Annotated in this window: 22 protein-coding genes; 17 read left to right on the top strand and 5 right to left on the bottom strand. The window is 41.1% G+C overall.

All coding sequences use genetic code 11. The features are described 5' to 3' along the window. Positions 1-2 precede the first annotated feature (2 nt). Positions 3-1,124, bottom strand: a complete 1,122-nt coding sequence (locus tag ACY2IG_RS10410) for a tyrosine-type recombinase/integrase (protein ID WP_462617905.1) — start codon at positions 1,122-1,124, stop codon at positions 3-5. Positions 1,125-1,402: 278 nt separating this feature from the next. Between ACY2IG_RS10410 and ACY2IG_RS10405 the strand changes: the two genes are divergently transcribed. Then, positions 1,403-3,031: an SIR2 family protein gene (locus ACY2IG_RS10405; RefSeq protein WP_462617904.1), complete on the top strand. Its 1,629-nt coding sequence runs from the start codon at positions 1,403-1,405 to the stop codon at positions 3,029-3,031. Between the two features lie 275 nt (positions 3,032-3,306). Here the strand turns inward: ACY2IG_RS10405 and ACY2IG_RS10400 are convergent, their stop codons facing one another. Together ACY2IG_RS10400 and ACY2IG_RS10395 are read right to left on the bottom strand one after the other, a co-directional pair. Beyond that, positions 3,307-4,563 carry an ATP-binding protein gene (locus tag ACY2IG_RS10400; RefSeq protein ID WP_462617903.1) on the bottom strand — a complete coding sequence of 419 codons (1,257 nt, stop codon included), beginning with the start codon at positions 4,561-4,563 and terminating at the stop codon, positions 3,307-3,309. Positions 4,564-4,721: 158 nt separating this feature from the next. Beyond that, positions 4,722-5,645: a hypothetical protein gene (locus ACY2IG_RS10395; protein WP_462617902.1), complete on the bottom strand. Its 924-nt coding sequence runs from the start codon at positions 5,643-5,645 to the stop codon at positions 4,722-4,724. 45 nt (positions 5,646-5,690) lie between these two features. On the opposite strand from ACY2IG_RS10395, the gene ACY2IG_RS10390 reads away from it, so the two are divergent. After that, positions 5,691-5,879 carry a hypothetical protein gene (locus ACY2IG_RS10390; RefSeq protein WP_462617901.1) on the top strand — a complete coding sequence of 63 codons (189 nt, stop codon included), beginning with the start codon at positions 5,691-5,693 and terminating at the stop codon, positions 5,877-5,879. 57 nt (positions 5,880-5,936) lie between these two features. Here ACY2IG_RS10390 and ACY2IG_RS10385 read toward each other — a convergent pair whose 3' ends face one another. Together ACY2IG_RS10385 and ACY2IG_RS10380 are read right to left on the bottom strand one after the other, a co-directional pair. Further along, positions 5,937-6,569: a DUF4352 domain-containing protein gene (locus tag ACY2IG_RS10385; RefSeq protein WP_462617900.1), complete on the bottom strand. Its 633-nt coding sequence runs from the start codon at positions 6,567-6,569 to the stop codon at positions 5,937-5,939. A gap of 509 nt (positions 6,570-7,078) precedes the next feature. Continuing rightward, positions 7,079-7,474, bottom strand: a complete 396-nt coding sequence (locus ACY2IG_RS10380) for a helix-turn-helix domain-containing protein (protein WP_462617899.1) — start codon at positions 7,472-7,474, stop codon at positions 7,079-7,081. Between the two features lie 190 nt (positions 7,475-7,664). Between ACY2IG_RS10380 and ACY2IG_RS10375 the strand changes: the two genes are divergently transcribed. From ACY2IG_RS10375 to ACY2IG_RS10305, 15 genes are all read left to right on the top strand, one after another. Next, complete coding sequence (locus ACY2IG_RS10375) at positions 7,665-7,901, top strand: helix-turn-helix domain-containing protein (protein ID WP_268024257.1); 237 nt, start codon at positions 7,665-7,667, stop codon at positions 7,899-7,901. 35 nt (positions 7,902-7,936) lie between these two features. After that, the gene (locus tag ACY2IG_RS10370; protein WP_462617898.1) at positions 7,937-8,614 is read left to right on the top strand and encodes a BRO family protein; all 678 of its coding nucleotides are present in this window, start codon (positions 7,937-7,939) and stop codon (positions 8,612-8,614) included. Between the two features lie 16 nt (positions 8,615-8,630). Then, entirely contained in the window at positions 8,631-8,924 is a 294-nt protein-coding gene (locus tag ACY2IG_RS10365; RefSeq protein WP_462617897.1) for a helix-turn-helix domain-containing protein, read from the top strand. Then, positions 8,911-9,210: a hypothetical protein gene (locus ACY2IG_RS10360; RefSeq protein WP_462617896.1), complete on the top strand. Its 300-nt coding sequence runs from the start codon at positions 8,911-8,913 to the stop codon at positions 9,208-9,210. Before ACY2IG_RS10365 ends, ACY2IG_RS10360 begins: the two co-directional genes overlap by 14 nt. 102 nt (positions 9,211-9,312) lie before the next feature. Further along, positions 9,313-9,462 carry a hypothetical protein gene (locus tag ACY2IG_RS10355; RefSeq protein WP_214857962.1) on the top strand — a complete coding sequence of 50 codons (150 nt, stop codon included), beginning with the start codon at positions 9,313-9,315 and terminating at the stop codon, positions 9,460-9,462. 52 nt (positions 9,463-9,514) lie between these two features. Then, complete coding sequence (locus tag ACY2IG_RS10350; RefSeq protein ID WP_462617895.1) at positions 9,515-9,763, top strand: hypothetical protein; 249 nt, start codon at positions 9,515-9,517, stop codon at positions 9,761-9,763. Next, entirely contained in the window at positions 9,760-9,894 is a 135-nt protein-coding gene (locus tag ACY2IG_RS10345; RefSeq protein WP_462617894.1) for a hypothetical protein, read from the top strand. Before ACY2IG_RS10350 ends, ACY2IG_RS10345 begins: the two co-directional genes overlap by 4 nt. Before the next feature lie 12 nt (positions 9,895-9,906). Further along, positions 9,907-10,884: a YqaJ viral recombinase family nuclease gene (locus ACY2IG_RS10340; RefSeq protein ID WP_462617893.1), complete on the top strand. Its 978-nt coding sequence runs from the start codon at positions 9,907-9,909 to the stop codon at positions 10,882-10,884. Between the two features lie 2 nt (positions 10,885-10,886). Then, positions 10,887-11,771: a recombination protein RecT gene (recT, locus tag ACY2IG_RS10335; protein WP_462617892.1), complete on the top strand. Its 885-nt coding sequence runs from the start codon at positions 10,887-10,889 to the stop codon at positions 11,769-11,771. A 10-nt stretch (positions 11,772-11,781) separates the two neighbouring features. After that, positions 11,782-12,681: a helix-turn-helix domain-containing protein gene (locus ACY2IG_RS10330; protein WP_462617891.1), complete on the top strand. Its 900-nt coding sequence runs from the start codon at positions 11,782-11,784 to the stop codon at positions 12,679-12,681. 11 nt (positions 12,682-12,692) lie between these two features. Beyond that, positions 12,693-12,926 (top strand): hypothetical protein, encoded by a 234-nt coding sequence (locus ACY2IG_RS10325; RefSeq protein WP_462617890.1) that lies wholly within the window; start codon positions 12,693-12,695, stop codon positions 12,924-12,926. Beyond that, positions 12,923-13,159: a hypothetical protein gene (locus ACY2IG_RS10320; RefSeq protein ID WP_462617889.1), complete on the top strand. Its 237-nt coding sequence runs from the start codon at positions 12,923-12,925 to the stop codon at positions 13,157-13,159. The genes ACY2IG_RS10325 and ACY2IG_RS10320 overlap by 4 nt, the downstream gene beginning before the upstream one ends. Next, complete coding sequence (locus ACY2IG_RS10315; RefSeq protein ID WP_462617888.1) at positions 13,135-13,293, top strand: hypothetical protein; 159 nt, start codon at positions 13,135-13,137, stop codon at positions 13,291-13,293. Before ACY2IG_RS10320 ends, ACY2IG_RS10315 begins: the two co-directional genes overlap by 25 nt. A 23-nt stretch (positions 13,294-13,316) precedes the next feature. Continuing rightward, on the top strand, positions 13,317-13,760 hold the full coding sequence (locus tag ACY2IG_RS10310) for a hypothetical protein (protein WP_462617887.1): 444 nt from the start codon (positions 13,317-13,319) through the stop codon (positions 13,758-13,760). Between the two features lie 74 nt (positions 13,761-13,834). Continuing rightward, positions 13,835-14,257 carry a replication terminator protein gene (locus ACY2IG_RS10305; RefSeq protein ID WP_462617886.1) on the top strand — a complete coding sequence of 141 codons (423 nt, stop codon included), beginning with the start codon at positions 13,835-13,837 and terminating at the stop codon, positions 14,255-14,257. Positions 14,258-14,276: the final 19 nt, after the last annotated feature.

Below are 14,276 nucleotides of genomic sequence, written 5' to 3'. Positions count from 1 at the left end.
AATTATTGCACACTTTTTTTGAAAACGAGCATTTCGGCAGCCTCTTGATGCAACTTTACACTGACATGGCTGTATAAATCCATCGTTATCGTATAACTCGCATGACCGAGTCTTTCTTGCACAACTTTCGGATGCACACCCTGCTCGAGCAGGAGGGTGGCATGTGTGTGACGCAGATCGTGGATCCGGATCCGTGGAACACCGGCGAGCTCCGTCAACCAGTTGAACGAACGATGGACGATCGTCGAACTGAATGGTCTTCCGAGCGTATTCAGGCAAACATAGTCTTCGTCATTCCGGTAACCTTTGCTCAACTGATGCGATGCTTGGACTCGTTTCATGCTCTTCAGGTAATCGACTGCAGAATCACTGAGTACGATGAGACGAGAGTGTCCGTTTTTAGGCGCTTTCTCGTTTTGATGAGCCGAACGGTTGTGGTCGGAGACGGAGCGCTTCACGAGTACCGTACGTTCCTCAAAATCGATATCCGACCAACGCAAGGTGATAGCTTCACCGATCCGCATCCCAGTATGCAGAATCAAGATTATTGGAAGGGCGCGTAGTTCTTTTTCATGTGTCTCGATGAAGAGCTCACATTCCTCCTGGCTCCATACCTGATGATTCTTGACGGCACGACGACGGTCCTGTGCAAGAGCAGCGCTTGGATCTTCCTTGAGGTACTCCATCTCGACGGCATACCGGAAGAAGGCGCGGACTTGTTGGAGCATCGTATTATAACTGTTTGCGTTCCACTCCCGCAACTCCGCATATTTCATCATGACATCCGCTAGATGGTGTGTCCGAACATTTTCGAGCAACATCTTACCGAGTTCCTTCTCGAGCAGTACTGAAATCTTACGACGGTTGTAGAGTGTTGCTTTTGCAAGCTGAGGAGCACGACGTTCGTAATAGACCGCAATCAGATCTGCTACCTTCATCTTCGTTTGTCGCCGTTTGATGGATCCATCCTCGCGTTCCTTGAGTAGGTTGGCCATCCAATACTCCAGTTCTCGCTTCGTATCCGCGCTTTTAAAGCGTTGGATTCGTTTTCCTCGTTCATCAAAACCTAGGCTGACTCTCGTTTCCCATCTGCCAGTCTTCGGATTCTTCTTAATATTCGTCATGGTGTTGCTCCTTCCTGCTTGACCAAAGACGGTTCTTAAATACTATCTTAACAAATGTGAGTTGCCTCTATATCACATTCTGTAAATATATTGGATATACAAGAATTGAGATTGATTAAATTAGTATAAAGGCATATGTAAATCTTATCTAAAAATACATTTGGGTAAAAAAAAGTATGCCTGTAATTAAAGTTAGATTGTTCTTTTTAATGTTTAATTTTTACATCTCTAATGTTATATTGAAATTAATAATTTGTATAAATTAAGGAGGGGTAAATGTGTCGCTTCAGTCATTAACTGCTGGTGAACGGCTACCGATTTTATTCGTAGGATCAGGATTAACTAGAAGATATAAAAATGCTCCAGATTGGTCGCAACTTTTACAACAAATTGCCGAGTATGTAGACGTGGTTACTGATTTTAGAAAATTACAGTCACAAGTTTCACAAGATCCTGAAAATAAATCTAAGCAAGATTGGGAGATTTATGCTCTTATTGCTTCTCACCTAGAAATACAGTTCAATAATAAATTTTATAGTAAAGAACTCGATCCTCACGAAGAAGAGTGGATATTAGAAGGGAAAAATCCTTTTCGAGAATGTATAGCATATCTTATTGAACAAAACGATTATGTAGAAGATGAAAGCCTTCAAAACGAATTGAAGTTACTTAAGCAATTGGATGGTAAAATAATTGCAACTATAACTACGAACTACGATTGCATGCTTGAAGAGATATTTTCCTATTCATATGATAGTACATTCGTAGGTCAACCTGAGTTGTTCAGCCCTAAATCTAGTGGTCTATCAGAAGTCTACAAATTGCATGGTTGCATATCTAAACCAGAAAAAATAATCATTTCATACGAAGATTACAATAGATTCGAGCAGACTGCTAAACTGTTCACAGCAAAATTAATGACTCTTATGTCAGAGAATCCAGTAATTTTTATTGGATATTCAATCAATGATCCAAATGTGCATAATGTCTTAAAAGATCTGGTCAGTTGTTTAGATCGTTCACAAGTAGAGGAATTGAATAAACATTTTTATGTGGTGGAATATTCGGAAGGACAGAAGGAAGTTTTAGAGAAGACACATACGTTTAATGCTACTTCATATGACGGTCACTCAGTTGCTTTCCCAGTAACCGTTTTGTCGACTGATAACTATGCTTTAATCTATGAAGAGTTATTTAAACTTAAACCTACTTTAAATTTAAAGTTAGTTCGGCAAATCAAAAGATTAATTAATGAAATAGTATTGGATACGGTTGAATCGCACCATGTCAATCAAAATAAGAAGTCTCAAATTGCTGTGATGTTGGATGATTTAGATAAGATTGACTCGACGGAAGGAATCGCAGTTGCAATTGGACCAACTCATCAAATAAGTCAGTATGGGTATGGAATTCATGATATAAAATTTATTATAGAAGATATTATATTTGAAAAAACAACTTTTAAATCAAAACAATTAGTTCAAGTGACATTCGAAAAACACATATGTAAAAAAAATCATTTAGTTCCAATACACAAGTATATTAGTGAATTACCAGTACAGGAAGTAAAAAAGCTTAATAAGGTTGTTAACTATGCACGTGATCGAAATACGGCAAATTCTTTTTTAACTAGTAGTTACAAATCACGGATGAGGACTGCTGAGATTCCTACTATTGAAATATTGAAAGAAATCGTAGAAAATTACAAATTTGAAACTAAAGCTTATGTTACATATGTGAAAATGATAAAGACTGCTCTTGGAAATAAAAATATGAAGTATGTGAAAGAATTTCTTCAAAAAGAATTTTATAATTATGATAAAATGAACACCACTCATGTTTCAGATTTTAAAAGACTGGCATGTATTTATGATTTTGTTATGCACCAAAAACATACTTTTAACTAAAGAAAAGGACCTCCGACTTAAAAACCCTGACGGTTTTTTCGGTGGTCCTTTCTATGAATTTATTATAGCATTTTTATAGCTTTCTAACAATTGGTTACTCAAAATCTTAGCTTAATATTGTGTGTCATTTCGTTCAAATCTTATCAGGTGTCGCTTTATCAATTTAGTTAGGTTACATACAAGTAGCATCATTATTTTTATCAATCAAACTAAAGGAAGATGGTCAAAATTATTGATATTAGGATGGTTAGCAAAAAATTTAAACCGAAATATCTTCAAAGTCTTCTGGTTAAAAGCTTTTCTTGTTCCTCTTTAAAGTAACTATCAAAAGCGGATGTGTTTGAATTTAAACCAAATGCTTCGAAAATCTCTCTCGAAACTTCAATAGCTAATTCTTTTTTCTCTAAAATTAAATTTTCAAGACGTCCAACTTTACTTATTTTAATATTATCGTCAACTCGAGAAATATATCCGTCATGTAGACTTCTTAAAGCATCGTAAAAAAACAACTGTCGATCTTTGATATCGAAGATTTCTATTTCAATAGTAAAGTGATTTCCCATTTCTTCAACATCAAAAATTCTGGAGGCAAATTCAAACACTTCAGTGATAAAAAATAGGGTGGTGATAATTTCTAAACCTTTTCCATTTACTCTTCGTTGGTATGATGTTTCCATAGATTCTTCAGGCATTGCTTTATAGAAGATGAATTGCCCACTCTTGAAAAATCTAAAAAATTCCTTATGTCCACCAACGGATTCAGCAGACTGGATGAACTTTTGAGCGCTCTGTAAATTTCTAATGTGTGGAAAGTCCCATCCTCTTAAACTTACTTTACTACTACGTAAATATTCTTCACATTTTGAAGGAGAGATTATACGGTTTTCGACGTAAGAAGTCGGTCTTAGGTTAATTTTCCAGTATCCGCCTCTTTTAATTTCGGTAAAAATTTCACTAGTTTCAATTCCATCTAACTCTGAATCATAATATTGAGAGGAACTTTCATCTATAACTTGAAGTCCTGTATCGGTTATTCTTGAATAAAAGCTACGTATACCTTTATTGATTGCTGCATCAATTAATTCTCTCATTTCGGATTGAGTTCTGATAATGGCAGATTCCGGTTTAGACTTTGAACGAGAGAAAAGTGCTCCTTCTTTTAGACCTTGCTCACCAGTTTGTTTACAGACAATCGGTAATTCATCAAATTCCGGTATTTTGAATAAAATGAAATACTTTCCTTCTTGTTCAACTGGATGCATTTGAAACGAAATAGGCGGATCTGCAAATCTGTTTACTTGAACTATAATGTGGTCGTAGTTCATGTTTTCATAATGTTCAAAAGTCATACCACAAAGTTTTTCTTCTAATAGTGTCTTGCTATCGTCAATACCTAAAACTAAGTAACCGCCGTCTTTTGTATTGCACATTGAAAGAATACATTTCACTATCTTTGCTTTATGTTGGGAATCTGTCCAATCATAAGTTTTTTTAAATTCTATGTTTCTTGTTTCTCCACCGACTTCTAACAACTCTAATATTTTATCGTACAAATCAAACTCCTCCATTGTATAGATGACTTTTTATAGATCTAGAATTATTATATGTTTGTCAAGATGATTCCGTATAGCTGGTATACAGACTTTATCAAAAAAGCATCCAGTAGTCGGATGCTCTGATTTGAAAAAAATTAATTTAAGGTTCTATAGATAACAATCGGTCTAAACATATAGTCGCCCGAGTTAGTCTCAGTAACTTCTGTCAAAAAACTTTGATCCAGAAATTGTGATAAGTTACTCATTAGTTTTTTAGGGTTATCTAATACCTCATCACTTACAACTGTTTTGTTATTTGTTGTTTTAATACCCAAAACATTGAATTTAGGTGTCATTCCGAAATCATTAACTAAAAACTTCATAGAATATCTCATCCACTTTTCATCTAACACTCCATGTCTATTTTTTCTTCTAATCGCATATGGTGTTGGGAAAGTTGAATTCATAACTTTTAATATGGCTTTTGCTTGTGGTGAGATTGTATTTATGACGTCTAAAGTTTTCTCAGCATCCTCAATTAATCCGGTTCCAAACAATTCAGCGTATGCGTCTAGTTTTTCCGATAACGTATTTGAGTAATCAAGCAAACTCCATTCTTTATCTAATGCTAAGAAATAATCACTTTGGCCATTAGATGTCTTCGTTATATCAGTGACAGTTTCAATAAACATTTTAATCGCATAATCATGTAAAGCAACTTCTATTGCTTGTTCTGTATAAACAAGGGAGTCTTCTCCACGTTCAAGTCCTTCGATAGTTACCGTTAATTCCCCATTACTCTTTTCATCACCACCAACACCTAATTTAGAACCAAACGCACCTACTTCTAACGTCGGGCTACCTTTTTTAAGAGCGTTTCCTTGTGCTGTTATGGATGAAGTACTTCTATCTTCTTTCTTACCGTTTGTGTTAGAATTTGTTTGACGAGAAGTAAGATGAAGACCTTTACCGCTTTGCGCTAGAAAAGAATTGATAAAATCCATATCTGCGTATAAATAATGTTGCATTGGCTTATTTTGATGAGCTCCAGACGAGTTTTGTTTTGATGATTTTGACATGATTTCCTCCAATTTATTTCGAAAAGGGTGAACTAAATGAACTTGTTGAAACGTTACAAAAAGGAAAAGAAAGCTTTCGAACAACACAGTAAAAAAGTCGATAAAGCTTATGATGATTTTCAATCAGCAGCGCAAGAGCGATTTAATCAGCGAGCGAATGAAAAATCAGATGATCTTCCGAATACCGTTTCTCAAAGTCCTTGGTTCGATGCTCTTCGTAATGGTAAATTTTAAATAAACTTTGTAAGACGTTGCTGACGGCAACGTCTTTTTGTTTCTGGAAGTTAAATCTTATTTTGTAGAAATCTCAACTGTATAGCGATCAGCTAAGTTTTGGAAGTTTGAATCCGATGGTCCATCGACGATGTATTTGATGCTAGTGATTTCTTTCGGCAGTGATTTGGCAGTAAAGAAGATATTGCCTTCTTTTTTGACCTTGCCGATGAACTCACCACCAACATCGTCTGATATAAAGATTTCCGCCTGAATTTGCTCGCCCGTGTTCGTCGTAATCGTTGCCTGGTTCGGATGGAAGTTGATCGTATCGTCACTCGTATTCTCTGCAGTTACATCTACAATAACAAGTGTGACTTCGTCTTTGTTTCCGAAAGCTTCTTTATATGAATCCGCTACCTTAAAGCGTGATGTCTGAATTTTGTTGACGGAGAAGTTGATCGGCCCAAGCTTCGTTTTCTCGTTTACGTTCTTATTCGTGAAGTATGTAGTTTTCTCGCCTGCTTCAGTCTTCTCAACTTTTGAAGATTCTTCTTTCGCTTCTTTTTTCTTTGGTTCAGCTTTTGTTTCCGTCGTTTCTTTCTTATCATCTGCTTTCACTTCGGTTTTAGGTCCGTTTTGTGCTTCTTCGCTACATCCCGCAAGTAATAATGCTGCAGTGATAGATGTTCCAATTACTAAGTGTTTCATAATAGTGCCTCCCTTTATAGTCATCCGTATAATATTACCAATGTTTGGATAGGTAAGAAGGTATATTTTTAACAAAAAGGCAATTATGTAAAATTATCGTATGACATAATTCGACACATGGATTCTGTTGAAATAGAAAAACATTCGACAAATATCTGTATCAGTAAGGATTCACAGTTTTGAAAAACAGATTTATAATTCAGAGTAAAATGTCATAAATTGTCGAATTATTACGATTGTAAAGAATAGGATGATACTTGAAAATAAAAAGTAATTGAGGCATACTAAAATCAATATAAGGAACGTTAGTTCGCATTTGGAGGGATTCGTTTTGCAAGCAAAGTCAACGCTCGAATTAAATTCATATAAGTTAATGCTATTGAAAGAGCGACATGTGACTGTGAAAAAAGATGGGCGAACTATTCGAATGAACTTTACACTTGAAGAAGTATTCAATCGAGATAAGTGGGAGAATATAAAAATTGAACAATAAAAGGCGTCTGATCTTATCAGTCGCCTTTTTTGCTTCTTTCAATTTGAAATTCAATAAACGCATAAATTTCTTCTATTTGTTTTCTAGAAAGACTTTCAAGCTCTTCTTCGGTTAACTTTAATAATTTTCGTATATTTTCATCTGCCTCATAATAGATATCTGACTCCCCAACTGAAGGAACTGATGAATTGTTACGCTCTGGAGTCAGACCAAGTAGGTAGTCAGAGCTACAACCGAAAAGTAAAGAAAGTTTTGCAATCGAAGAAGCATTTGGTCCCATTGTACCGTCGGCATATCTTGATATTGTAGATTTACTTACTCCAATTTTTTCAGCGATAGCTGCTTTTGACAAACCGCTTCTCTTAAGTTCTTCCTCAAATCTATCTGTAAATGTTATAGAAGAATTTTTCATTTAGTCATCACCACCATCTTTTAAATTAAATAGTACATCACCATAAATAGTATAACCGACGTGGCAACTTTTGTTGCAGATATGCAATAAGATATTTGGAAACTTTTGAAAATAAACGTTGCGTTTAAGCAACTTATGTTGTATATTTGGTTCAAGGTTAGCAAATACGCAACCGAAAGGAGGTGAGGAAGTGAATGACGCATTTCTTGCTCTAATAGAGTTTAGAAGAAAAAAGAGTAAGCTTACTCGACGTGAAGTGGCTCAACAGCTTGATGTCAACACATCAACATACTATAGAAAAGAATCCGGTAAGACTGAATTTACGGCTTCAGAGATTTTTAGAGTGATCAGTTTACTTGGAATGGAGAAAGATGTGGAACAGCAAATTTTTTTAAATAAAGGTTGCGTAAAAGCAACTAAAGAATAATTTATTAATTTATACCCTGAAATAGGAGGAATGAAATGAACCAGTTAACTAAGATTTTTAACGGAAACACCATACGCATGATTGGTGACAGTAAGACACCACTATTTGTCGCCACCGACGTTGCAAAAGCACTTGGTTACAAAGAACCTCATAAGGCGGTGAATCGACATTGCAAGGGTGAAGGGATGTTTCATCCCGTCATCGATAACCTTGGTAGATCACAAGAAACGAGAGTGATCCGAGAACCAGATGTTTATCGACTTGTCACTAACTCGAAGTTACCTGCAGCACAAGCTTTCGAAAACTGGATTATGGAAGATGTCCTACCTTCAATCCGTAGTACGGGATCATATGAAGTCCCGAAGGACATCCCGTTCGCTAAATTGTTTCAAGCGACCGCTCAACTACTCGAGAAGCAAGAGGAAACAGAGAGCGCAATCACGGTGCTCACAGAAAAGATTGATTTACGCATGACTCTCGATTACGGACAACAGCTGGCGATCGAACAAGCTAAGAAACGTCGAGCGGAAGAACTATGGAGAGAATTGACCGAAAAGCCATCTGATTTGTATGACACGAAGGGCAAACTTTACGGTCGTTTCGGTAGTGACATCAAGCGGGCCTTTGCCGTCTCATCCTACCGTGACATCCGTCAGAACCAATTCGAAGAAGCACTCTCGTACGTCAAGCATTGGCGCCCAGCGCTCATCTGAAGAAAGGAGGAAAGGCATGTTATTCAACGAGCAAGAATTCAAGCGCATGATCGCAGACGGGATTGCAGAGTCACTCGCAGCCATCGCTCGTAAACGCGAATATCTGACGGTTCCGGAAGTATGCGAAGAACTCCGCTGTAGCCGCAGCATGATTGACAAACAGATTCGAGAGAACGGACTACCGATTACTCGAGTCGACGGCAAGATCATCATCCGTCGCGAACATCTGAACGAATGGCTCGATCAGCGGGTCGAGTGCAATAACTGGAATCAATCAATCGAGGGAGTGAAACGACATGCCACTGTATAAAAATCTCGATGTGTTAGCCAATACGCTTGTGGATCGTTTTTATGAGAACCCGACACTCTTACCGCTCATCAATGTCGAGGACGTCATCTCGAACATCCTAGTCGATGTGACACGGGAGATGGTCGAGGAATCAGAGCAGGATGCTATGGTCCATTTCAACCAGATGGTCAAGAATGATCCGATCATCGTGATTGACGCCATCAACAAACAGCATGTTCTGCATCTGATGGAAGACACATTCGAAATGCATCTGATTCAAATGGACCCACCGATCAAGCTGAAATGAATGCGTACATCATCTATGGTTTTGCATCAATTGCTGTACTGACAGCGTTCGGTGGCTGGTGGTGGGACGAACGGAAGAGCAAACGGGAAAGGAGGTGAGGAAATGTCACCGGAACTGACGTACATGCTCTCAGTCGCTTGGGTGATCGGCGTTGTGTTCTTGACTCCAGCCATGTGGTTTGAGCACCGGGCAGAACGTGCTGAAGACAAGCGGAAAGAAATGAAAAAAAGCCATCACTCGAGAGAGCGATGACCACTTTTGCGTAGGAACTTAAGTGTATCACGCTCCGGACAGGAGGAAAACCATGAACACGATTAATCGAGCGCAACGGATCGGGCGGCTGCTCTTCATCAAAAAGCAGAAGGCGGACATTGAACTCGACCATGCTGCAGAATCTGTCGACCAGACCATCGCTGATATAGAGCAGACGTTGTCTCGTTTAGGATTCGTACTCGGCACATATGCACCGGCTTATTCATTTGTCCAGGTGCTTCAAAACCAAATCGAGACGTTGAAAATTGCTTTAGATACGGTGAAGGAGGAGTCAAAATGACGACTAACCACTGGGATGATTTCATCGAAGATCATGAGACAGATGAAACTACTGAAACAGGCTTTGATACGTTCGAACTGGATCCGGAACTTAAGGAACAGCTGAGCGATTATCGAAACGCCGTCCTATAAGGAGGAACTGGAATGAACGTCATTGCAAATACGAAACACATGGAGCGCGCTGAATGGCTCGCACTACGTAACAAAGGAATCGGAGGAAGTGATGCAGCCGTCGTCGCTGGGCTGAATAAGTATAAGTCTCCATTCACGCTTTTCCTTGAAAAGACAGGTCAGGTCGTGTCGGATGAAGTCTACGTCACGGACGAAGACGGTGCCTTTCTGAGTGGCAGCGAAGCAGCATACTTCGGTAATGCGAACGAGGAGAAAGTGGCCGCAGAGTTCACGCTCCGTTCCAAGTTAAAGGTTCGACGGGATAACCGCATGATGGCGCATCCTAAATACCCATGGATGCTTGCGAACATCGATCGTCGCGTCGTCGGGACCAATGAGATTCTCGAATGCAAGACGGCATCCGAATATCTCAAGGGTGAGTGGGAAGGAGAAGAGCTTCCTCAACAATACTACATCCAAGGGATGCATTATCTTGCAGTCACGGGTGCGAAAGCGGTCTGGTTCGCCGTCCTGATCGGAGGAAATAAATTCGTCTATAAACGCATCGAACGGGATGAAGAGGTCATTGATCATCTGATTTCCATCGAAAAGGATTTCTGGGAGAACCACGTGATGACCGGGTTCGCACCGGCAATCGATGGTTCCGATGCCTCTACCGGCTTTCTCTCGAACATGTTCCGGGGTGAACCGGGTTCCGAGATGGAGCTCGATGATGCTGCAGATGAATTGATTGGTGAACTGGAAGAAGCGAAAGAATCGAAGAAGAAGATCGATGAACTCGTCAAGACGTACGAGAACCGGTTGAAGCAGATGATGGGAGACATGGAGACGGGGCAAGCATCGGATCATATCGTGACATGGAAGTCGACGATTTCGAACCGAGTCGACAGCAAGCTGTTAAAAACGGAATATCCGGATGTCTACGAAGCAGTCATCAAGCCATCCGTCTCACGTCGATTCGGGATCAAGAAAATTAAAGGAGCGAAATAATCATGGCAAACGTCAACGACACAAAAGCAGCACTCGCCAATAAAGCCAACGGTACGGTAGCGAAGAAGGATGTATCACAACTCACACCTAAGCAACAGGTCAGACATTACCTCGAGAGCATGCAAGGGGATATCTCCAAGGCATTACCGTCTCACATGACACCAGAACGAATGACGAACATCGCATTGACCGTGATTCGCTCCAATCCAAAATTACTGGAATGCACCATCCCGTCCCTCCTAGGGGCGGTTGTCCAAGCCGCGCAGCTCGGACTCGAGCCAGGGTTGATTGGTCATTGCTACTTCGTTCCATTCAACAACAAAAAGAAAATCGATGGTAAAGATGTATGGCAGAAGGACGTCCAGTTCCTCATTGGTTACAAGGGAATGATTGATCTCGCACGACGGTCCGGACACATGAAAAACATCTATGCCTATACGGTCCACGAGAATGATGCGTTCGAGTATGAACTCGGACTCGAACCAAAGTTGCATCATAAGCCAGCAATCGGTGACCGAGGTGCATTGATTTATGTCTACGGGGTCGCACACTTCAAAGATGGTGGATATCACATGGAAATCATGAGTAAAACGGAAATCGAACGGATCAAAGGCAGTTCGAAAGCTGGAACGTATGGACCTTGGAAAGATCATTACGAAGAGATGGCGAAGAAAACCGTCATTCGTCGCATGTTCAAATACTTGCCGATCTCCATCGAGATTCAGGACAACGTATCGAAAGATGAAACGGTTCGAAAAGATATCACGTCAGATCCAGTAGCAATCGACTATACGGATGCTGAGTTCACGGAAGAAGAGTCGGAGCAAGTACCGCCACCAGTCGAAGACGAGTCGTCCGAGGGGGAACAGTTCCCGTTCGATGCGTGAGGTGAGGAACATGAGCCAAGATCAAATTCACGACAGTAATACTATACCTTTCACGATGATTCCCCACGAGGTCGTACGCGATAATGCGACCTTCGGGGATATCTACGAAAAGATGGTTTACTTCGTTCTGAAGAGTCATGCGGGTAACGGAACGGGAGCATTTCCATCTTATCCAACAATTGCTGACGAAGCACAATGTGGTGTTACTAAGGTTAAAAGTTGTATAGAAAGTTTAGTGAAAAAAGGTTTGATTACGAAAAAAGGAAGAGTGAATAAAAACGGAGCACAAACCTCAAATTTATATACTATCGAGAATTTTGTTGCACCGGTCGTCACACGACACCCCCCAATCACGAAGCGACCTGCCCCCGGTCGTCACACGACTGGTCCCCAGTCGCCAGGCGACTACGAAGAAGAATCCTTTAAGAATAATCCTTTAAGTAATTCATCATCATCAGAGGACGTATCAAATAATCTCGATGATCTTTCGAAATTGGTCAGCTTCTTTCAAAAAGAAATCGGACTGGCATCCAGTTACGTCATTGATGATATCAAGCATACTCTCAACGACACATCCTATGAGCTCATTCAATACGCTCTCGAACAATCCGTTCTCAACGACGTACGGAACTGGAAGTATGCCAAAGCGATCATTCGTAAGCTTGCAGAAAAGAAACTGTTCACGCTCGAAGCAATCCAGCTGCACGAAGCGAAGCGGAGCAATTCACAAGCGCCGAAAGGATACGGTCGCAATCGTCGAAGCTATTCCGAGATGAAAGAACCGGCCTGGCTCGCCAAAGAGAAGGAAGATCAACAAGCATTCGAACAACGCAGAAAGCAAGAACTCGAAAGTAACGTTCCGGATGATGCGGAAGTGGAGGAACTTCTTCGTTCCCTCCATCAAGACTAGGAGGATGCTACATGCAGTTCAAATTGACGGATGTCAGTGAGGCAGGACTTGACCGGCGTATCGCGGACCACGAGAACCGCGGCGCCCGGCTCGTCCGGCGGGATCAATTCGTAAAAGGTAGTAAGCAGTTCTCGAAGGATGAATTCTCTGGTCGTGTCTCGTTCGTTTCACGAAATGAATATATTCGTTATGTCGCAGTGATGGAACTCCCAGAACGAAAGCCAAGGAAGGGGATTGAACGATGAAAACACTCGTTTTTCGAAAGAAGCACGATAATCGTGAAGAAGTCCTGTTCATCTCGAATCAGATCCGTCGCCATACGTTAAGGGAAGGACGATTGGTCAAGATCGAGGAAGGTCTACGACCGATCGGCATCGCGGTCATGCTCTCGAGGGAACGGAAGGACTGGATGCTTGAAGGTCGTGCTCTTGATGAACATGAGGTGACACGACGATGGCCAGACCAACTCGACGTATAAAATATAGCGGCACGAAGCCACAACTATTCGAGCGTTACGAAAAGAAACAGTACATAGTGCTGTACATCCCAGAAGCCACGCAGCATGAAACGCAGAAGATGATCAAGGACGGGTGGCGACCGATCCGACTCTAAGATGAAAGGGAAGACGGCACTGAATGGAATATATCGCACATAAGCTGACGAAAGCACAACGTGTCCTTGTCGAGAACAAATTGAAAAGTCTTTACACGCTTCCAGCTCGTATCGAGTCATTGAAGGCACGTTCTGCCCCGTCGATTACAGCTGGCTATCAACCAAGTGAGGTGCAGAGAAATAGTCGTCCGTCAAGCAACGTTGAGAAAGCTGTCATGTTACTCGAACAACTCCGACAGGCGGAAGCGGAACAACGACTCTTGCTCCGGATTCGTGAGGAGCTCGAAGAGACGGATCCAGACTTGAACGAGATCTGGAATCTTCGGTACCGTCCGAAGTTCAAATACACGGACAATGTCGTCATCGAGATGATGAGGTATGGCAACCGGAACACGTATTACGAAGCGAAAGACAAGCTACTCGGTATCGTCGCGGATCGCTTCGGTGTGTGGGATGACTACGATTAACCACAGGAAGGAGGACCGTAACATTTCGACTATCGTAAACACAAAACTAAAACTAATTAATCGGAGGGAATCACATGCCACAACCTAAAATCAATCTCAACGAATTCGCGGAAGGCGCATTCGCAGAACGTGTCAACAATGCTCTGAAGGAAGTCTATGCAAACATCGCTGACCTCAACACGGATCCGACGAAGAAGCGGAAAGTGACGATTTCGATGACGTTATCAGCAGATGAACAGCGTGACCTTGCGATGGTAGACATCAGCGTCAAGACGACGTTGACGCCAGCGCGCTCAATCGGATCGAAGATTGTCATCGACGTCGACTTCGAAGGAAACGCGGTCGGTCAGGAACTTAAGTCGAGCATGCCAGGTCAGATGATGATCACGGAGAGCGGTGACATCGCGGATGACGTTGGAGTCCCAATCGCAGAGAGTCCGGAATATTCGAACGAAGGTGTCATCGACTTGCGAGACGCACGATCATCACGCGCATAATCTAACTTACTAACCAAAA

The sequence above is a fragment of the Exiguobacterium sp. EF_C8 genome, from assembly GCF_054956715.1.
This window is presented reverse-complemented; position numbering and strand designations above follow the sequence as displayed.